Here is an 18278-nt window from a genome sequence, read left to right on the forward strand (position 1 = left end):
CTGCGACGCCGTCAGATCTGATCGAGCACGGTCTCCAGCTGCCGCCACGACCACGACCAGTCGCGCTCCTCGGCGCGCGCGCGAGCCGCCTCGGCCAACGCCGCCCGCCGCGAGGTGTCGTCGATCAGCCCGCGCAGCGCGTCGGCGAGCGCCGCCGGATCGTCGGGCGGGACGAGGATCCCGGCATTCCCCATCGCCTCGGGGATGCCGCCGATGCGGCTGGCGATGACCGGCAGACCCGTCGCGAGTGCCTCGCCGACGGTGAGCGCCCAGGGCTCGGGCCAACGGGACGGGACGACGAAGACGTCCGCAGTGCGCAGCAGGGCAGGAAGCTCCGCGCGGGGCACGAAGGTCTGGAAGCGCACCGCGGCGCCGGACGCCTCGGCGAGCCGGCGGAGCTCCCGCTCGTGGTCGCTGAGCGGGGCATCCGCCGCGAAGCCGGGTCGTCCGACGATCACCACCTCGAGGCCCGCGGCGTCCAGTCGCTGCACCGCCTGCAGGAGGACGTCGGCGCCCTTGTCGGGGATCACGCGGCCCATGAACATGACGCGGACAGCCCCCTCGTGCCGGACTCCGTCGGGCTGGAACTGCGCGGTGTCGACGCCGTTGCCGATGACGTGGACGAGCCCGTGCAGCGCGGGAGGCAGACGCTCGCGGGTACGGTCGGCGAGGGACTCGCTCACGCATACGATCCCGGCGGCGGAGCCCAGCATCCGCCCCGCCTCACGGCGCGAGTACGTGCGCAGCAGGTCGTTGTGCGCATAGAGCACCACCCGGTGCGGCGTGTCGCGCAGCAGCCGCACGAGGATGGGGGCGTTGTGCGCGAGGACGACCGACGCCGGCTGCGCCCCCACGGCGTCGGCGATCGGTCGGTAGTACGCGGCGACAGCGGTGCGCGGCATCCCGAGGCGTCCGCGCAGCGCATCCGCGTACCGCGCCCGCCGGTCGGGTCCGCGTGCGCCGTCGTACTCGATCACATCCGCGCTGTCGTAGCGCGGATGCCACGTCGAGCGGTCCACGACGACCCGGTGTCGCGGCGCGCCGGCCCGCAGCGCCGCGCCGGCCAGCCCGTGCACCACCGTCGGAATGGCCGACCCGGTCAGCGGCGAGAAGTGGTCGCCGGGAGTGATGGCGTGGATCAGGCTGCGTTCCACTGCAATCCTCCGGGCCGGTCGAAGAGCGACGACTCGAGCGTAGCGGGGCCGTTCCCGGCAGCCCGCCCGATGCGACCGTGCGGGGCTGTCGTGCGGAAACGGCTGAGGCGCCGGGAACGAGTCCCGGCGCCTCAGGCGCTGTCGTGACTGAGCCTTACGCGGGCTCGTAGAACGGCGGCGTGCAGGTCGGCGCGCCGGTCGGGAACGGGATCCGCGACGAGCACGGCGGGAACGCGTCGATGTGCACGGGGCCGGCGACGACCGGAGTGTGGTCGTTGTCGGTGAGCGTACAGGTGCCGCCCGTCGTGTCGACGGAGTGTCCCCACGTGACCGTCAGGGTGACGTCTTCCTCGGTGTTCGCGCTGTTGTTCGAGTTCGCGTACACGAAGATCGTCACCGTGGCGCCACCCGCGATCGGCGAGCAGTACGCCGGCGAGATGCAGCGGACGTCGAAATCGAGGTCGCCCACGGTCGTGATCTCGACATCGGTGATGTAGATGATCTGATCGTCGGTGTTGGTGATCTGGATCGGGAAGGCGTACGCCTTGTCGGTGTCCAGTCCGGGACAGTTGGCGTAGACGCCGGCACAGCCCTGGTTGCTGGCACCGGGCAGCTTGCACGCCTGTCCGATCACGACGTCGGGCGGCGAGCCCGAGATCGCGAAGGCCGGAGCCGGTGCGGCGATGGCGATGGCGGGAACCGCCCACGCCATGGCCTTGGTCACGGTCCGGCGGCTGACGCCGGACTTCTGCGGTTCGAGTTCGTCCATGTTCCCCAGTCCCTCCCAGAGCTGGTGCCGCCGGATTCCGACGTCGATATTCCCCTATTTATGGCGAGGCCCTGGGCCCCCCCAGCACCAGGCTTATCCCTTCCGGCGACGGACAGACCCCATCTCCTCGCGGAAGGCGATGGGGGGATCGTATCGCATCATCCCGTTCCGCGCACACCCCATACCAGGTCATGACGCGAATTGCGCCTGCCCCACGCCGTGGCGGCCCGAGCCTGCGCCCGGTGCGCCCGGATAGGATGCGGAAGGCCTGCGATCCGAGCGCGCAGGCGGAAGGTCGTCATGACAGCCCCCGAGCCTCCCACCCGGCTGCTGCCGCAGCTGCGCTCGCTGCTGGAGCTCGCCGACGCGCGTCCGGCCGGCTGGGCGGCATCCACCGTCGGTGCATCCCTCGTCCTCGCGGTCCTCGACAGCCTCGGGATCGCGGCGATGATCCCGCTCACCCAGCTCATCGCCGGAGCCGACACCGACACCGGCGCACTGGGCTGGATCTCGGGGGTGACGGGCATGTCGACGCCGCAGGAGCTCATCCCTCTCGTCGCCGGCGCCGTCGCCGTCCTCTTCATCGGCAAGAGCGTCGCGGCGCTCCTGTTCCGCTGGTGGCTGCTCGGGCGCACGACGCGCGTCTCCGCGACGCTCTCGCGCGGGATGTTCCGGCGGTACGTGCTCGCCCCGTACGCCGACCACCGCACCCGGCGCCTCAGTGAGGTGTACCGCAACATCTCCACCAGCACGGCACAGGCCACGGGCGTGCTGCTGGCCACCATCAGCATGTGCACGGATCTGATGATGCTCATCGCCATCACCGCCGTGCTGGCGTGGACCGCGCCGGTCGTGACGATCGTGACCGTCGTGATCTTCGGGGGGTTCGTCGTCGGACTGCAGCGGATCTTCCGCAAGCGCCAATCGCAGCTCGGCGAAGTCACGAGCGAGGCGGCCCTCGAGGCGTGGCAGTACCTGATGCCGGGACTCGACGGGTTCCGCGAGGCGCGGCTCACGTCGAGCTCGGAGCGGTTCGTGGACGGCTTCTACCAGGCGCGCCTGCGAGGCGCGAACGCCAGTCGCACGATGGGCATCCTCGGCGAAGCGCCCCGCTACGTGCTCGAGATCGGCTTCGTGGTGATGATCGGCGGCGTCTCACTCGTGCTCTTCGCCACGGGAGAGCCGGGCGATGCCCTGACGGTCCTCGGCGTCTTCGCGGCCGCGGCAGTCCGTGCCCTGCCCACCCTGAACCGCGTCAGCGCCAACATGGCGACGATCCGCACCGGCCACGTGGGACTCGATATCGTCCTGAACTCCACGGCCGAGCTCGACCAGCGCGGCGCCCACGTCGAGACGCCGATCGACGACACTCCCTACCGCGGCGACATCGAGCTGCGGAATCTCTCCTTCCGTTACGCGGATTCCGCCACCGACGTGCTCACCGACCTGTCGCTGACGATCCGCGAGAACGCGACGACCGCCTTCGTCGGCTCCAGCGGCGCCGGCAAGAGCACGCTGCTGGACCTCGTGCTCGCCCTGCAGGACCCGACGTCGGGCACCATCGAGTGCGGCGGGCGCTCGATCTTCGCCGACCGCGCCGCGTGGTACGCCGGTCTCGGCGTCGTGCCGCAGGACGTCTTCCTGGTCAACGACACGATGCGGTCGAACATCGCGTTCGGCGTCCCGGCCGATCGCATCGACGACGAGCGCATCGCCGAGGTCATCCGGATGGCACAGCTCGGCGAGCTCATCGACATGCTGCCCGACGGCCTCGACACGGTCGTGGGCGAGCGCGGCGTGCGGCTGTCCGGAGGCCAGCGCCAGCGCCTCGGACTCGCGCGCGCGCTCTACCGCCGCCCCCGGGTGCTGGTGCTCGACGAGGCGACCTCCGCGCTCGACAACGCCACCGAGTACGAGATCGCCGAGACCCTCCGTGGCCTCCAGGGCAGCATGACGATCCTCATCGTCGCGCACCGGCTCTCGACCGTCCGGGGCGCCGACACCCTCGTCTTCCTCAAGGACGGCCACATCGAAGCGACCGGCACCTTCACCGAGGTGCGAGACGCCAGCGCCGAGTTCGCCCGGCTGGTGGCGCTCGGCGAGCTGAACTGACGCCTACGGGTCGAGGCGCGCGAACGCCGGCAGCGAGGCGACCCGGTACCGCTCGAACGGCTTGCGCGCGAGCGGCGCGGTTGCGGCGGTGACGAACGGATGCCGCATCCGCCGCCGCCAGCGACCCAGCTCGCCGTCCCAGTCACGGTCGCGCGCATGACCGGAGACGGTGCGCTTCTCTGCCATCTGGGCCTCGGTGCGCACCCAGCTCAAGTGCAGGATCGCCTGATCCCGGCGGATCACCCGGTGGACGGGCGTCGTCGCCGGGCGCGCGGGATCGGTGTTCCACGGCGCCACGTCGACGCGGTACACCGGCACCCCCGCCGCCTGGCGGGCATGGCTCAGCGTGGTTCCGGCCCGCACCGCGACGGGGCCGGGGTAGCTCGACTGCGTGGACCAGAATCGACCGCACGTCTCCAGGAAGCGCCCCGACCGGGCGCGGGCGTAGAGCACGCGCGCGGGATACTCCACGGCCGACGCGGCGCGCCCGTCGGCCGTCTCGATCGCGGCGAGGAACGCTCCCGTGTCGGCGACGACCTCGTCGGTGTCGAGCTGCAGTACCCAGTTGGCCCCCTCGGACGCGGCATCCAGCGCATCCTGCCGCTGCGCGGTCTCGGCCCACATCGCCATGAGCTCGGGGTTGCTGAAGCGGCCGGGGCGCAGGACGACTTTGCCGTCCGGGTCGGCGGCGGCGATGCGCGACAGCGACTCGGCGGTGGAGAGCGGATGCCCCGACCACGACAGGCCGTCCGCGTCGTACGAGACGACGATCCGGTCGACGAGCCCGTAGAACGAGCCGATGCTCTCGCCGATCCACGCGGGATCGCCGGCGAGCACGTACGCGTGGATCTTCACGATGCCCGCGTCTGGGCGCGCACGGCACCCACGCTCGCCACGAGGCCGGCGACGGTGCCGCCGATCCCGATCGCGGCGCGGCGGCATCCTCCCGCGACGCCCTTGAGCTTCGCGCGCCAGCCCGGCCGCTTCAGCGCGGTCACGGCGCTGCGCAGGTCGCGACCCGCGGCGCGGAGCGCGGTGCCGAGGTAGCGGCGGAAGACGGGGGCGCGGTAGCCGAGCGTCGTGGCCAGCAGCACCACGTGGTTGCGGGCGCCGTAGTACCGGTAGCGGGAGTCGAAGCGCACGCCCTTGGCGTACTGCCCGGCGACGTGCCGCACGACCGCGCGAGGTGCGAACACGACGCGCCACCCGGCGCGCCCCAGCCGCAGCGGCATGTCGGCGTCCTCGCGCAGGCAGGTGCCGGGATAGAAGTCGTGCACACCGCCGACCTTGCGTGCGGCATCCAGCCGGTAGGACATGTTCGCGCCCAGCATGTGATCCGTCTCGACGACCCGGCCGGGATCCGCGGCGAAGAAGCCCGTCAGCCGGCCGTCGGGCAGCAGGAGTCCGATCTGGCCGATGCCTTCCTCGGCCTCGTCGGGCTGCCCGTTGAGGGCACGCCCGCCCACCGCTCCGACCGTCAGGTCGTCGTAGGGGCGCAGGAGCTCCTCGAGCCACTCCGGGAAGGCGTACGCGTCATCGTCGATGAAGGCCACGACGTCGGCATCCACGCCGTCGATGCCGATCGCGCGCGACGTCGCGAGCGTGCCGGCGCCGTGGTCGTTGCGGCGGTACTCGACGCCCTCGAAGTCGGCGACCACTGTCCGCGTGAGCTCGTCGGGCGAGGCATCCACGACGATCGTCCGCGCGGGCTTCACGGTCTGAGCGGCCAGATGCTCCAGGCACGTGCGCACGTGGTCGGGTCGCCGGTAGGTGGCGACGACGACCACCGCTCGCAGGTCTGTCATTCGGCGATCTTCCCAACGCGGTCCGAGGCGACCTGATCGCCGCCGAGCACCCATTCAACTAGATTCGTGGGCGGATGCGCACCGTCCGCGTCCCCCGATCCTCCGGAGGCACCGCATCGCATCGCATCGACGCCTGAGCATCGCCACCATCGCGACCGACGCGCCGATGGGCGCGCAGGTGTACCAGGAGCAGGTGGCCGGGCGCGCACAGGCCGCGTTGGATGCCACCGCGGACGTGCCCTGGGCCGTCCGGCGCGTCATCGTGCGATCCCTGCGGTCACCGCTCGCGGGGACGCGCCGACTCCCGCTCGCCCGGGTGACCCGCGCCGACCCCCGCGTGCGCCGCGCGATCGGCCGCTTGCTCTTCGGCGCGGACGACGTCACCCACCGGATGAACCTCGAGCTCCCGCCTGCGCCGGGTGCCGACGTCGTCACGCTGCACGACGTGGTGGCCTGGCGGTTCCCCGACGAGTCCGCCCCGGTGCCGGCCGCTCCCGAGGAGCTGCGACGCGCGGCCGCGGTCATCTGCGTCTCGGCGTTCACGGCGCAGGAGGCGCACGACCTGCTCGGCCTGTCGGACGTCCACGTCATCCCGAACGGGGTCGACGAGCGCTTCTTCGACGCCGTGCCGTTGTCGGCGGGCGAGTTGACCGCGCTGGGACTGCCCGAACGGTTCGTGCTCCACGCCGGGGGCGCCGCGCAGCGCAAGAACCTCGATGCCCTCGCGGCCGCGTGGCCTGCCGTGCGGCGGGAGCGGCCGGGACTGAGCCTGGTCCTCAGCGGGCCGCCGCACCCGCGGCGCAGCGCCCTGTTCGCGGGACTCGAGGGCACGGTCCTGGCGGGGCGCCTGGCCGACGCTGTCATGCCCCGCGTGCTGGCGAGCGCGCAGGCCGTCGTCGTCCCGTCCACGTACGAGGGGTTCGGACTTCCCGCCCTCGAGGCGATGGCCGCCCGCGTTCCGGTGGTGGCCGCGGCGACCAGCTCGCTTCCCGAGGTCGTCGGCGAGGGCGGTCTGCTGGTGGCGCCGGAGGGGCCGGCCATCGCCGACGGGCTCCTCGCAGTGACCTCGGGCGACGCCGACGTCGAGCGCATGGTCGAGGTCGCACGCGCCCGGGCCGCCGACTTCACGTGGGAGCGCTGCGTCGCCGCCCATGCCCGGGTGTGGGCCCGCCTGGGCTGAGGCATCCGATGCTCGCATTCATCACCTCGCTGCGGCACCCCCGCAACAGCGCCGATTACGCCCGCGTGGAGGCGCTTCTCGCCGAGACGCTCGCATCGGTGTCGCGCCAGACCGCCCCGTACAGCGTCTGGGTGGTCGGCAACCGGCGGCCGACGCGGCTGGCACCGGACGTGCACTGGGTGCAGGTCGACTTCGAGGCCCCCAGCACCCTCGGCGGGCCGCGCACCGGAGTCGCGGCGGTGCTGCGCGACAAGGGCTCCAAGCTCGCCGCCGGACTGCTCGCCGCCCGCGAGAGCTCGCCCGATCACGTGATGTTCCTCGATGCGGACGACCTCGTCTCGCGACGCCTCGCCCAGCTCTCGGCGGAGCAGCCGGATGCCCCCGGGTGGCGGATCGAGCACGGGTACCGCTGGGCCGCCGACCGCGGGGCCCTCCGCCGTCAGCCCGACTTCCACCGCCACTGCGGCAGCGGCTGCGTGGTCAGCACCGATCTGTACGATCTGCCGCGCGACCTGGACGCGGGGGCGTCGCAGGCGCAGCTCGAGGACCGGCTGGGCGACCGTCTCGAGCGGTGGTTCGGATCGCACCTGCATGTCGCCGACGACCTCGCCGCGGCGGGTCACCCGCTCGCGCCGGTTCCGTTCGCGGGCGCGCTGTACCGGGTCGGCACGGGCGAGAACCACTCCGGCGTCTCGCTCGGCGGGCTCGGCCGCCCCGTCTCGAAGCGACTCGCGGCGGAGTTCGGCATCGCGGCGACCCCGCCCCGCCTCGGTCCGGTCGCTCGTGCGGTGCTGCCCAGCCGGCGCGCCGTCGTGGAGCGTCTCCCCTGGCGACGCTGAGCGGCGTCAGCCGGAGAGCAGCGCACCCAGCGGGAAGCGGCGCAGCCCCGGCACCTCGTCGTCCAGCCGCCCGATCGCGCGCACCAGGCCGTCAGCGAGGTGCGTCACCGTCTCGGCATCGGCCGACCATGCGACTCCGGCCAGCTCGGCGGGTGCCATGGCGTCGTCCCAGGCGACCTGCCGCGTGCGGCCGGGCGTCACCACCGACTCGTAGTCGCGGAACTTGAAGTCTCCGCCGCCGAGGGGCGGGTCGAGGGTCGTCCACACCGCGGGGATGCCGAAGGCGTCCGCGGTCACCAGGCCGTGCAGCGAGGTCGTGACGACGACCCGGCACGCCGCGATCTCCCGCACCGTGCGGCGGGCGCTCTGATGCACGTTCACGACGCGCGAGCCGGGGGTCGCGGCCGCCACGGCGGCGAACCCCGCGTGGGAGCGATGATGGCCGTGCGGCACGAAGCCCACGTCCCATCGGGGCGCCGGTCGCCGTGTCCGGCGCGACACCAGCAGCCCGGGGTCGCCGAAAGCGGTCTCGCCGGTGGCGCCGATCAGGTCGCGGGTGAGCGCGCCGCGCACCGCCAGCACGCGCGCGTGCGGCAGCGCATGCGGCGCGTCGCTCATCAGCCCGCTCCCCCACACCACGCCGTCGAACTCGGGCGGGAGGAACTCCAGGACGCTTCCGACGCCGGCGAGACGCGCGTGCTGCGGCATCCGGTGCACGGGCACCACGCCGTAGGCGGGAAGGAGCCACGGCGTGAGGTCGTCGCCGAAGTTCGGGTGGCCGTCCCACCAGTACGCCGGCACGACGCGGCCGTGCCGCCACACCTCCGGGACGAGGGCCGCCTGCGCCAGCCGCCGCGCCGCGCGCAGGCGCCGCGGCCAAGGATCGTGATAGCTCACCGCTGGGCTCCCGTCTTCGCGTCGACGATCTCGTCGAACAGCGCGGCGTAGGCGCGAGCCACCGCCGGCCACGCGAACTCGCCCACGCGCGCGTGGCCCGCCGCCGCCAGACGCGTCCGCAGCGCCTCGTCGGCGACCACGCGCCGCAGCGCGCCGGCAAGCTCGGCCCGGTCCAGCGGATCGACCAGCAGCGCATCCCGCTCGTCGTGGACGAACTCGACGGCGCCGCCGCGACTCGTCATCACCAGCGCGGTGCCGGCACGCCAGGCCTCCAGCGCCACGATTCCGAACGACTCGGCGCGGCTCGGCACCACGACCGCCAGCGCGCCGGCCATGCTCTGCGCCACCAGCGCGGGGTCGAGCGCTCCGAGCAGCGTCACCCGGTCGGCGACCCCGCGCGCCGCCGCAAGAGCGACGAGGTCACCGCGCTCCGGCCCGTCGCCGCCGATGATCAGCCGGACGGCGGGGTCCAGACCGGCATCGGCGAAGGCCTCGATGAGCAGGTCGAAGCCCTTCATCCGGCCCAGGCGTCCGACCCCGAGCAGGTACGCACCGCTGAGCGGCTGCCGTCCCGACGCGGGCGGGAGCGGGTCGACGCCGTTGCGCACGATCCGGCCGTCCAGCCGGCCCAGTCCGTAGTGGCGCCGGAGATCGTCGAGCACGTAGTCCGACGGCGCCGTGACCGACGCCGCCTCCCCGATCGCCCGGCGCAGTCCGTCGCGCAGCTGGTGGGAACGCTGGAACGCCCCGCGATCGTCGGCGAGCGTCTCGCCGTGCGAGGTCACCACCAGCGGGGTCCCCGTCCTGCGGGCCAGCCGGGCACCGTACAGCCCGTTCGGCCCGAAGCACTGGATGTTCAGGAGGTCGGGGCGGAAGGCCCGGTGCGCCCCGGCCCACGCCCGGCGCGCGGCCCCGCCCTCGCGGGCGAAGCGCGCCATGGCGGCGACGGAGCGCGCGGGCAGCGGCGTCGGCAGGTGGCGGATGCGGATGCCGTCCCGGTCGACCACGCCCAGAGCCTCACCGCGATCCACGGTCCAGACCTCCGCCGTCCACCCGCTGTCGCGCAGCGCCCGCGCCACGCGATCGACGTGCGTCTCGACACCCCCGACGTACGGCGCGAACGACGACGAGATCAGCGCGACTCGGCGGGCGGCTCGCGGCATCGAGCCGGTCAGCTCCGCCCCGCGCGACGGCGCGGCTCGCCCTGCGGGGTCCCGTCGATCCCGGCGATGAACGACTCGAAGTCCTGGTTCGCCGCGTCGGCGGAGGCCGGGGAGGAGGCATCCCCCTCACCCGCGGACGCCGCCGGTGCGGCGGACTTGGCGGCTGCCGACCGCTTCTTGGACGCCGGGCGCGCCGGACCGGCCTCGGCGGCCGGCGTCTCGGCGGCGGGCGCAGCCGTCGCAGCGGGCTCGGCCGATGTGGCATCCGTCCCGCCCCGCGAGCGGGTGCCGTCGTAGCCCTTGCGGTAGTCGTAGTACGGCGACGCGTCGGCGCCCTTGAGCGGCGCGCGGTTGAGCACGATGCCCAGCAGTCGACCGGACGCCTTGGCGAGGGCGTCCTCGGCCCTGGTGACGAGGTCGTACGTCGTCTTCCCGAGCCCGACGACGAGGATCGCGCCGTCGGCCTGATGAGCCAGCACCGCGCTGTCGGTGACGGGGAGCAGCGGCGGGGCGTCGACGATGACCATGGCGTGCTGGGCGAGGTCGTTCAGGACCGTGCGCATCTTCGCCGAGCCGAGCACCTCGCTGGGGTTCGGCGGAACGCTGCCCGCGGTGAGCACGACGAGGTTCTCGGAGACCGGCGTGCGGTGCATCACGTCGATGAGGTCCGCGCGGCCGGCGAGCACGTCGGTGAGCCCGGCGCCGTCGGGCAGCCCGAAGGTCTTCGCCACGGTCGAGCGCCGCAGGTCGCCGTCGACGAGCACGACGGGCCGCCCGCTCTCGGCGAGCGCCACCGCGATGTTCGCCGCGACCATCGACTTGCCATCGCCCGGCAGCGGGCTGGTCACGACGATCGTGCGGGGCGGATCGTCGACGTCCATGAACTGCAGGTTGGTCCGCAGCGACCGGAACGCCTCCGACACCGCGAACCGGTTGCCCTTCGCGTTCGGCTCGGCGCGCGCGACGATGCGCGACTCACGGGTGAGGCCGTCGGCGATCGGGATCGTGCCGACCACCGGCGCGCCCACGCGCGCCTCGATGTCGTCGTTGATGCGGATCCTGCGGTCCGACACGGTACGCACGAGCGCGAACGCCACGCCGAACCCGAAGCCGAGCACGCCGCCCACGACCAGCGCGGTGTTCACGTCGGGGAAGATCGGGCTCGTCGGCTTGCCGGCTGCTTCGTAGGCGACCACCGTCACGGCGGAGGAGCCGTCCGACCCGTCGCCGAGCACGTCGTCGGCGACGACGGCGAGGGAGCCGATCCACGCGGACGCCAGCTCGCTGGCCTCGTCGGGGGTGGCGGCCTGCGCGTTCACCTTGAGGATCGAGGTGCTGGTCGGGTTGGTCACCGTGATCCGGTTGATCACCGCGGCCGGAGTGGTGCTCAGTCCCAGCTCGTCGATCGCACCCTGGGCCACGCGCTCGGATTGCGCGAGGTCCAGGAACGTCGGCACCTTGGCGCGCGCCGCGGAGTCCTCCGCGACGGAGATGGTCGTGGTCGATCCGCCCTCGATGGCCACGGTCGTCTTCAGCAGGCCGCTCGCCGACCCCTCGTAGACGGGAGTCTGGATGAGCGTCCAGGCGTACCCCGTGCCGAGACCGATCAGGGTGATGAGCACGATCGCGAGCCAATGGCGCCGCAATCCGCGCATGTAGTCACGCAGTTCCATCGGCGCCTTCCCCCCACGTCTTCCCGGTCCGAGCGGGCACCGCCTGCCGGCCGCTCGGACGGATGCTCCATGCTAAGTCATCCGCCCGTCTGGCGTCCGACCCTTCTGAGGCGAGCAGCGCCTGCGCCCCGAGACAGATCCCGGCGACCACGAAGGGCACCGACACCTGAGCCGCCACCCAGAAGAGGTCGAACTGCGCCTGCACGATACGACTGAGCACCGCGGCGACCGCGAGCGTGCCGAAGACGGGATCCACCCGCCAGAGCACGACGATGAACCCCGCCCACATCACCAGGAACGCCAGGAGCCCGACCACGCCCGCGGAGGCGACCACCTCCAGCTCGGCCTGCGGCGGCTGGAAGAGCGCCCACTCATGGACGTACCAGTAGCGAAGGCCGTGTCCGAAGATCGGCGAGTGCTTCCACAGCGCGTAGACCTGCTGCATCCACTCGATCCGCACGTAGAACGAGTTGAACCGGTTCCCCGTCTCGATCTGGTCGATGACCATCGAGACCACGAACCACACGGCCGGCAGCACGAGCAGCAGGATCAGCCGCGAGCGCCGCGAGGCGCCACGCCGCAGCGTCACGACGAGGACGGCGACGACCAGCCCGATGATCGCCTGCCGGGACTGGGTGAGCACGACCGCGGTCGTGAGCGTCCAGAACGCCAGCCGCGCCGCGCCGTCGGACCAGCCCGCCCAGCGCGGGTTCACCAGCGCCACCACCGCGCCGATCGCCAGGAGGTCACCCGCGGCGTTCTTGTGCATCGGCAGCGGCCACTTGGGCGCGATTCCCACGAACTGTCCCTGCGCGAATGTGAGGACGGCCGTGACGAGCACGCCGACGGCCACCACGAGCATCGCGCCGATCAGCAGCCCGAAGGCGGCGTGTGCGAGCCCGGCTCTGCCCAGCGCCCATCCCACGAGCAGTGCGCCCGAGATGAGCAGCCACGCGTGGAACCACTCCACCGTGTTCTGCGGGAACGGGTTGACGATCACCGTCAGCAGCGTCGCGAACTGGTAGACGAGGTTCAGCGCGAGGAGCTGCTTCATGGGCCGGCTCAGCGGATAGGTCCCGAACAGCACCGCCGAGCCGAACGCCGCTGCCAGCGCCACGTCGGACACCGTCAGATCGGTCCCGCCGAGTCCGACGCGCTGCACGACGATGAGGCCCGGCGTGGCCAGCAGCGCGATCGCGAGCGGGAGCCGGGGCATGAGCGAGACGCCGATCACCAGGAGACCGATGATCACGGCCGAGATCACGCCGTCGCGCAGGCCTCGATCGAGCACCAGGTAGCTGCTGAGCGCCGCTCCGAAGGCGAGCAGGACGAACCGCCACGCCGCCGGCCACCAGCGGCCGAGCATGTCGCGGATTCGTTGCGTGCGCTCCGAAACCTGGACCACGGTCCTCCCGATCGTCGATTCAGTATCGCACTCGATCAGGGGACCAGCTGGGCGGGTTCAGCGGATGCCGCGACCGCCACCCATCCGGCGACGACGAGCAGCAGCATCCCGAGCATCACGCCGATGGCGATGCCGCCGCGGCGGGAGGGGATCGCCTGCGTGGCGCACCCGAACGCCAGGGCCACCAGCGGCAGCACGCCGTACGCCGTGCGGAAGGCGACGTGCCAGCCGAACGTCACCTGCACGAGCCAGGCCGCGACCGAGACCGCCCCGACTACGACCAAGAGCAGCACGGCACCGGGAGCGCAGTCGCGCCGCGCGCGCACGGCGAGCAAGACGCCGCCGGCTGCGATTGCCAGTCCGAGCACGACCACGACGGCGTCGATCCACCAGGGCGCCGAGATCGAGTTGCGCAGGTACTCCGTCGGGAGGAAGAGGTAGGTCAGCGCCGACCGCGCCAGGTGCAGCGGGCCGAGGGCACCCTGTCCGAACTCGTACCCGGCCTGCTCGACGCCGGCCTGGCCGGTCAGATCGCCGTAGAGCAGGAGGTTTCGCACGATCCACCAGCCGCACGCGGCGAGCACGACCGCGCCCGCGGTGAGCGCCATGACGATCCGGCGCCGCACCAGCAGCAGGACGAGCACGATCGCGACCAGCGGCGCGATGCTCAGCTTCGTGAGGATCGCCGCCGAGCCGAGGGCGCCCAGCAGCAGTCCCCACGCCCATGGACGGGGAGCGGGGTGCGACGGATCGACGAAGGGCAGCGCCGCCCACAGCAGCACGAACGCCCACACCAGGGTCCACGTGTCGTTCTGCACCGAACCCGCAATGACGGCGAACATCGGATTCAGCGCGATGAAGGCGGTGCCGGTCAGTATCACCACGGGACGGCCCGGGATGCTGCGCGCCAGGATCCCCGCCGTCAGCAGGGTCAGCGCGACGGCACCCGCGACCCCGAGCAGCCGGACCGCGAGGAATGCGGCATCCGCATCGCCGACCACGCGCACGAGGACCGCGGCGAGCGCGTAGTAGAGCGGCGTCTGCTGGCCCTGGTACGACACCCCGGGGTCTCCGAGCACCGGAGGTCCGAGGTGCTCGGCGTAGAAGAGGACGTTCGACCAGTGCGCCGGCTCGTCGTAGGGCAGCCCCGCCGGCACCACGAGGGCCGCCGTCATCGCGAGGAGGCCGGCCACGACCGCGAGGACGCCGATCGCGATCGCGGTGACGCGCGCGGGCATCATGCCTCCCCGTCCTCGACCAGCAGCCGCTGCTGCAGCAGCGCGTCGACGAACGCCGACACCTCGGCCTCGACCGTCGCGGGGTCTCCGACGACCTCTTCCGCCAGCGCCGCCACCAGGCCGGAGCGCGGCACGGCGAGGGCATGCGTCCAGATCAGCGCGGCCGTGCCCTCGAGTACCCGGATCGGGCCGTCCGGCAGCTGCGCGATGAACAGCTTGCCTTCGTACGCGGTGGCCGCCACGCGAGGGCCGACGCGCATCACGGCCGGACCCGCCGTCGCACGCCTGCCACGAGCTCGCGCACCGCGCGCACGGGGCGCATCGCCGTCGCGCGCAGCACCTCGGCACGCGTGGGGCTGCGTCCGAGCTGATGCGTGAGTCGCTCGACGTTGGCCAGCGGTGCGCGCACCACGATGCCGAGCGCCTCCGGCAGCGTGCGGGCCGCCCGCACGCGCGCCCACCATTCCCCCGTGCGCGTGCTGCCCTGGGTGATGCCCTTCCACAGGCGGTAGTCGCGCTCGCCGCGATACCGCTCGAGATCGCCGGTCGCCGCGGCGAAGGCCACGCGCGCGTCGAGTCGCTCCACCAGCGCCGACACCTCCGAGCGATCCAGCCCCGGCCGGTCGACCCAGGTGGCGATCGCCCGGGCCGCCCTGCGGGAGCGCACGTCGTTGAGCACCAGGAGCACCGCCTGGCCGGTCAGGGAGGGGACGGCGCCGTCGGTCCCCGCGAAATCGCGTGTGCCGTGGTCGCGCCAGAGCTCGTCGAACGCCGCCTCGGGGTCGAGCCGGATGCCGGGGAACATGCGATGAAGGTCGAGGTACCCCCAGTCGGGATGGCGATAGGTCTGCGCGTGGCCGAACGGGGACCCGTAGCGGAACGAGCTGTACACCACCCAGCCGTGCCGCACGAGCTCGTCGTGCAACCGGGGCACGTGGGTGGGTCGCGCCATGACGTCGATGTCGGTCCCCGGCGCCTCTCGCACCCGCAGCGACGTGTCGACGGCGTTCCCCTTGATGTGGAGCAGGTCGGCCCCGGCATCCGATGCGATCACCTGCACGGCCGCGCGTCCGAGCAGCAGCCGCACCGCGAGCGGCACCGAAATCTCGGCCGCCTCGGACTGCTTCACCGTCACACTCTATCCAGCGCCTCGCGCGCCGCCGGAGGGCGATCCGGCGGCGGGATCCTCACGCCCGTCGAAGCCCTCGAGCGCCGTCCATGCCGGGTCGAGCTGGTATGCGTCCCACCCGTCGTCCATCCGCGCGTGGAACCTCGGCATGACCACGTGCGCATCATCGTGGATCGCGTCGGTGACGTAGCCGCCCCAGTACGAGAACGTCGAGTTGGTCCCGATCAGCGTGGGGGCGGAGGCGATCGCCAGGAAGTTCCCGACCGGGTCGCGCTCGGCGTACGAGACCTCCTGCGCCGCGGCGCACAGCATCCCACCCAGATGCTCCCGGCACCACTGCGGATCGTCCGAGACCACGAGGATGGCGGAAGCCGGCCCGATCTCGGCGAGCGCCTCGCGGACGAAGCCCTCGATGTCCATGCCGTACATCGCCCGGAAGCCGTCGTAGGCGTAATAGTCGCCCCGCCGGACGTTGACGGCGACGGGCGCCGGGGGTGTCGTCGGGATGCCGGGGGCCAGCACCTCGCGGACGAACCGCTGCAGCGCCTCGCGCGTGAAGTCGGTGCCGAAGCGCTGAAGCGCGGCGCCGCCCTTCCATTCGCGTCGATCGTGGAAGCGGAGATCCTGCGTGCGGATGGTGAGTGCGGACAGCGCGGGGAACCGCTCCAGCCAGGGAGTCATGCCCGGAACCTCGAGCACGAGCGTCGGGCGGCCCTCGGCGGTGCGCTGATGGGCGGCGAGCCAGAGGTACAGCCAGTTGCCGAAGCGCATGCCGCCCGGGGTGGCGATCACGGTGCGGTCGCCCCGGCGGAACCGGTCCACGACGTCCGCCGTCGTCCGCCGCGCACGCCAGCGGACATGGGCGATGGCCCTCCGCAGCGGCCGGGACGCCCGCCACACCGACTGCTTGACTGCACCCATCCGGTTCGTCCTCCCGTCTACACTATGCAGGACTCGCCGCGGGAGTCGCGCGAGGCGGGAGCAACCGGGGAGGACGCGTGGACTCGCGGTCGGTCAGCGTCATCATCCCGACGAACCGCGACGGCCGGTACCTGCGCGAGACGGTGGCCTCCGTGCGCGCGCAGACCGCGCCGGTGGGTGAGATCGTGCTCGTCGACGACGGCGCTCCTGCTCCGGGCCTGGCCACCATCGCGGCGGAACTGGGCGTGACGTACGTGCGACAGGGTGCCTCGGGCCTGTCCGTCGCCCGCAATACCGGCGTCGCGGCCGCGCACGGCGACTGGATCGCGTTCCTCGACGACGACGACGTGTGGCATCCCGAGCGCATCCGGAGCCAGCTCGATGCGCTCGCCGCGGCTCCGGAGGCCATCGCCGCATACACCGGCGGGTGGTACATGGACGCCGAAGGGCGGCCGTTCGGCGCGGGGTGGCCCGCGCCCGCGGCATCCGCTCGTGACATGCTCTCGGGCGCGGTGACCTTCCCCCGCATCACGACCCTGCTGATCAGCCGCAGCGCGTACACGGGCGTCGGCGGATGCCGCTCCGAGATGGAGCCCGCCGAAGACAACGAGCTCATCCTGCGGCTGCTGCAGCGCGGGGAGTTCGCCGCCGTCGACCGGCAGCTCGTCGGCTACCGACGGCACAGCGCCAACGTCACCAACCGCGGGCTGCCGGGGAGGAAGGCCGCCGTGCGCGGCCTGCGCGGGCAGCTTCGCGCCGCGCGGCGCGGTGACCGCGAGCTGGCGACCCTGCTCAGGCAGAACCTCCGGCGCTATCGGCGTCATGCCGCGGCGGAGAACCTCGGCGAGCTCGCCGCGGCCGCGCGGGCAGGACGCGGGCGCTATGTCGCCGCGCTGTCCTGGTGGGCGGTCGGGAGCGCGCCGCTCGAGTCGGCCGAGGCGGTCGTGCTCCGGGTGCGCGGCCGCAAGGCGTCCGCGTGAGCGGCCGTCAGGTCCAGGAAGATCTCCAGCGGGATTCGCTGAGCGCACTCGGCGGCCTGCTCGAAGCGGGGCGTCCCGTGGCGCTGGTCGACTTCCCGCTGCACGACAACGCCGGCGACTCACTCATCTACCTGGGTGAGCGCGCCTACCTGCGACGGCTCGGTCTGCCGTTGCGCTACCAGACGACGGCCGGGAGATACCGGCCGGCCGATCTCTCGGCGCTGCACCCCGACGGGCCGATCCTCCTCCACGGCGGCGGGAACTTCGGCGACCGGTGGGCGCTGTTCCAGCACTTCCGCGAGCGGGTGATCGCCGACTTCCCCGGCCGTCGCATCGTCCAGCTTCCGCAGAGCATCGAGATGACCCCCGGCACCGCGGAGCGCGTGCGCGCCGCCTACCTCGCACATCCGGACCTCACGGTGCTCCTTCGGGACACGCGCAGCATGACACGCGCCGCGGAGCTGCTCCCCGGTGTGAACGCGGTGTACTGCCCCGACCTCGCGTTCGGATACGAGACGAGCAGGGCGCAGCGCCCGCGCGTCGACGTCCTGGAGCTGCGCCGCCGCGACGGCGAATCGACGGGTGAGACGCTCGTCGACTCCGTCGGGTCGTGGTCGCGGCGCACCGTCGACTGGAACTACTCGCCGCTCGAGAGGGCGACATGGAGCCTCGCCAAGGCACCCGGGTCGGTGGCCAAACGCGTTCCCGCGACGATGCCCCGGTTCTACCGCGCGCTGGTCGACCCCGGGTACGCGCTGGCCGCCCGAACGCTTGTGCGCGCCGCCGAGCGCACCCTGCTGCAGGGCCGGGTGGTCGTCACCGACCGGCTTCACGCGGCAGTGCTCGCCACCATCCTCGGAAGGCCGGTCGTGGCCAGAGACAATGCCAACGGCAAGCTGGCGGCCGCCTTCGGCGACTACCTGGCGCGGTTCCCGACGGTCCGGTTCGCCCGCAGCGCCGCCGACGCCGCCGCCGCCGTGGACGAACTGCTGCGCCGCGCCGGGTGATCCGCC

At 72.7% G+C, this 18278-nt stretch carries 17 protein-coding genes; 5 read left to right on the plus strand and 12 right to left on the minus strand.

The features are described 5' to 3' along the window. Positions 1-11: 11 nt before the first annotated feature. Entirely contained in the window at positions 12-1154 is a 1143-nt protein-coding gene (locus tag ACZBH1_RS04940; protein ID WP_463645693.1) for a glycosyltransferase family 4 protein, read from the minus strand. A gap of 154 nt (positions 1155-1308) precedes the next feature. Then, entirely contained in the window at positions 1309-1923 is a 615-nt protein-coding gene (locus tag ACZBH1_RS04945; protein WP_336393773.1) for a hypothetical protein, read from the minus strand. Positions 1924-2223: 300 nt separating this feature from the next. Here ACZBH1_RS04945 and ACZBH1_RS04950 point away from each other — a divergent pair, with 300 nt between their 5' ends. Continuing rightward, positions 2224-4035 (plus strand): ABC transporter ATP-binding protein, encoded by a 1812-nt coding sequence (locus ACZBH1_RS04950; protein WP_463645694.1) that lies wholly within the window; start codon positions 2224-2226, stop codon positions 4033-4035. Positions 4036-4038: 3 nt separating this feature from the next. Here ACZBH1_RS04950 and ACZBH1_RS04955 read toward each other — a convergent pair whose 3' ends face one another. Together ACZBH1_RS04955 and ACZBH1_RS04960 are read right to left on the minus strand one after the other, a co-directional pair. Further along, positions 4039-4890: a glycosyltransferase family protein gene (locus tag ACZBH1_RS04955; RefSeq protein WP_463645695.1), complete on the minus strand. Its 852-nt coding sequence runs from the start codon at positions 4888-4890 to the stop codon at positions 4039-4041. Further along, positions 4887-5840 carry a glycosyltransferase family 2 protein gene (locus tag ACZBH1_RS04960; protein ID WP_463645696.1) on the minus strand — a complete coding sequence of 318 codons (954 nt, stop codon included), beginning with the start codon at positions 5838-5840 and terminating at the stop codon, positions 4887-4889. Before ACZBH1_RS04960 ends, ACZBH1_RS04955 begins: the two co-directional genes overlap by 4 nt. A gap of 166 nt (positions 5841-6006) precedes the next feature. On the opposite strand from ACZBH1_RS04960, the gene ACZBH1_RS04965 reads away from it, so the two are divergent. Together ACZBH1_RS04965 and ACZBH1_RS04970 are read left to right on the plus strand one after the other, a co-directional pair. Next, positions 6007-7020: a glycosyltransferase gene (locus tag ACZBH1_RS04965; RefSeq protein ID WP_463645697.1), complete on the plus strand. Its 1014-nt coding sequence runs from the start codon at positions 6007-6009 to the stop codon at positions 7018-7020. 8 nt (positions 7021-7028) lie between these two features. After that, positions 7029-7859 (plus strand): glycosyltransferase family 2 protein, encoded by an 831-nt coding sequence (locus ACZBH1_RS04970; protein WP_463645698.1) that lies wholly within the window; start codon positions 7029-7031, stop codon positions 7857-7859. A 6-nt stretch (positions 7860-7865) separates the two neighbouring features. On the opposite strand, the gene ACZBH1_RS04975 is transcribed toward ACZBH1_RS04970, so the two are convergent. From ACZBH1_RS04975 to ACZBH1_RS05010, 8 genes are all read right to left on the minus strand, one after another. Further along, positions 7866-8756 carry a polysaccharide pyruvyl transferase family protein gene (locus ACZBH1_RS04975; RefSeq protein ID WP_463645699.1) on the minus strand — a complete coding sequence of 297 codons (891 nt, stop codon included), beginning with the start codon at positions 8754-8756 and terminating at the stop codon, positions 7866-7868. Beyond that, positions 8753-9919 (minus strand): glycosyltransferase family 4 protein, encoded by a 1167-nt coding sequence (locus ACZBH1_RS04980; RefSeq protein ID WP_463645700.1) that lies wholly within the window; start codon positions 9917-9919, stop codon positions 8753-8755. Before ACZBH1_RS04980 ends, ACZBH1_RS04975 begins: the two co-directional genes overlap by 4 nt. A gap of 8 nt (positions 9920-9927) precedes the next feature. Next, entirely contained in the window at positions 9928-11592 is a 1665-nt protein-coding gene (locus ACZBH1_RS04985) for a tyrosine-protein kinase domain-containing protein (RefSeq protein ID WP_463645701.1), read from the minus strand. Next, a complete protein-coding gene (locus tag ACZBH1_RS04990; RefSeq protein WP_378879781.1) occupies positions 11579-12958 on the minus strand; it encodes an O-antigen ligase family protein in 1380 nt (459 codons plus the stop codon). Before ACZBH1_RS04990 ends, ACZBH1_RS04985 begins: the two co-directional genes overlap by 14 nt. A gap of 74 nt (positions 12959-13032) precedes the next feature. Further along, a complete protein-coding gene (locus ACZBH1_RS04995) occupies positions 13033-14238 on the minus strand; it encodes a glycosyltransferase family protein (protein ID WP_463645702.1) in 1206 nt (401 codons plus the stop codon). After that, on the minus strand, positions 14235-14495 hold the full coding sequence (locus tag ACZBH1_RS05000; RefSeq protein WP_336395015.1) for a PqqD family protein: 261 nt from the start codon (positions 14493-14495) through the stop codon (positions 14235-14237). The genes ACZBH1_RS04995 and ACZBH1_RS05000 overlap by 4 nt, the downstream gene beginning before the upstream one ends. Continuing rightward, positions 14495-15364 (minus strand): 2-nitropropane dioxygenase, encoded by an 870-nt coding sequence (locus tag ACZBH1_RS05005; protein WP_336393784.1) that lies wholly within the window; start codon positions 15362-15364, stop codon positions 14495-14497. Before ACZBH1_RS05005 ends, ACZBH1_RS05000 begins: the two co-directional genes overlap by 1 nt. A 9-nt stretch (positions 15365-15373) precedes the next feature. Next, positions 15374-16285, minus strand: coding sequence for an alpha-1,2-fucosyltransferase (locus ACZBH1_RS05010; protein ID WP_452323914.1), 912 nt, complete (start codon positions 16283-16285; stop codon positions 15374-15376). Positions 16286-16362: 77 nt separating this feature from the next. On the opposite strand from ACZBH1_RS05010, the gene ACZBH1_RS05015 reads away from it, so the two are divergent. Together ACZBH1_RS05015 and ACZBH1_RS05020 are read left to right on the plus strand one after the other, a co-directional pair. Then, positions 16363-17265 (plus strand): glycosyltransferase family 2 protein, encoded by a 903-nt coding sequence (locus tag ACZBH1_RS05015; protein ID WP_463645703.1) that lies wholly within the window; start codon positions 16363-16365, stop codon positions 17263-17265. Next, positions 17262-18272: a polysaccharide pyruvyl transferase family protein gene (locus tag ACZBH1_RS05020; protein WP_463645704.1), complete on the plus strand. Its 1011-nt coding sequence runs from the start codon at positions 17262-17264 to the stop codon at positions 18270-18272. The genes ACZBH1_RS05015 and ACZBH1_RS05020 overlap by 4 nt, the downstream gene beginning before the upstream one ends. Positions 18273-18278: the final 6 nt, after the last annotated feature.

The organism is Microbacterium sp. ZXT2-5 (assembly GCF_055329545.1).

Excerpts from the sequence above, each read along its gene's own strand:
- ACZBH1_RS04945 (WP_336393773.1), bottom strand. The coding sequence starts at position 1,923 with ATGGACGAACTCGAACCGCAGAAGTCCGGCGTCAGCCGCCGGACCGTG.
- ACZBH1_RS04950 (WP_463645694.1), top strand. The coding sequence starts at position 2,224 with ATGACAGCCCCCGAGCCTCCCACCCGGCTGCTGCCGCAGCTGCGCTCG.
- ACZBH1_RS04960 (WP_463645696.1), bottom strand. The coding sequence starts at position 5,840 with ATGACAGACCTGCGAGCGGTGGTCGTCGTCGCCACCTACCGGCGACCC.
- ACZBH1_RS04965 (WP_463645697.1), top strand. The coding sequence starts at position 6,007 with ATGGGCGCGCAGGTGTACCAGGAGCAGGTGGCCGGGCGCGCACAGGCC.
- ACZBH1_RS04970 (WP_463645698.1), top strand. The coding sequence starts at position 7,029 with ATGCTCGCATTCATCACCTCGCTGCGGCACCCCCGCAACAGCGCCGAT.
- ACZBH1_RS04980 (WP_463645700.1), bottom strand. The coding sequence starts at position 9,919 with ATGCCGCGAGCCGCCCGCCGAGTCGCGCTGATCTCGTCGTCGTTCGCG.
- ACZBH1_RS04985 (WP_463645701.1), bottom strand. The coding sequence starts at position 11,592 with ATGGAACTGCGTGACTACATGCGCGGATTGCGGCGCCATTGGCTCGCG.
- ACZBH1_RS04990 (WP_378879781.1), bottom strand. The coding sequence starts at position 12,958 with ATGCTCGGCCGCTGGTGGCCGGCGGCGTGGCGGTTCGTCCTGCTCGCC.
- ACZBH1_RS04995 (WP_463645702.1), bottom strand. The coding sequence starts at position 14,238 with ATGATGCCCGCGCGCGTCACCGCGATCGCGATCGGCGTCCTCGCGGTC.
- ACZBH1_RS05000 (WP_336395015.1), bottom strand. The coding sequence starts at position 14,495 with ATGCGCGTCGGCCCTCGCGTGGCGGCCACCGCGTACGAAGGCAAGCTG.
- ACZBH1_RS05010 (WP_452323914.1), bottom strand. The coding sequence starts at position 16,285 with ATGGGTGCAGTCAAGCAGTCGGTGTGGCGGGCGTCCCGGCCGCTGCGG.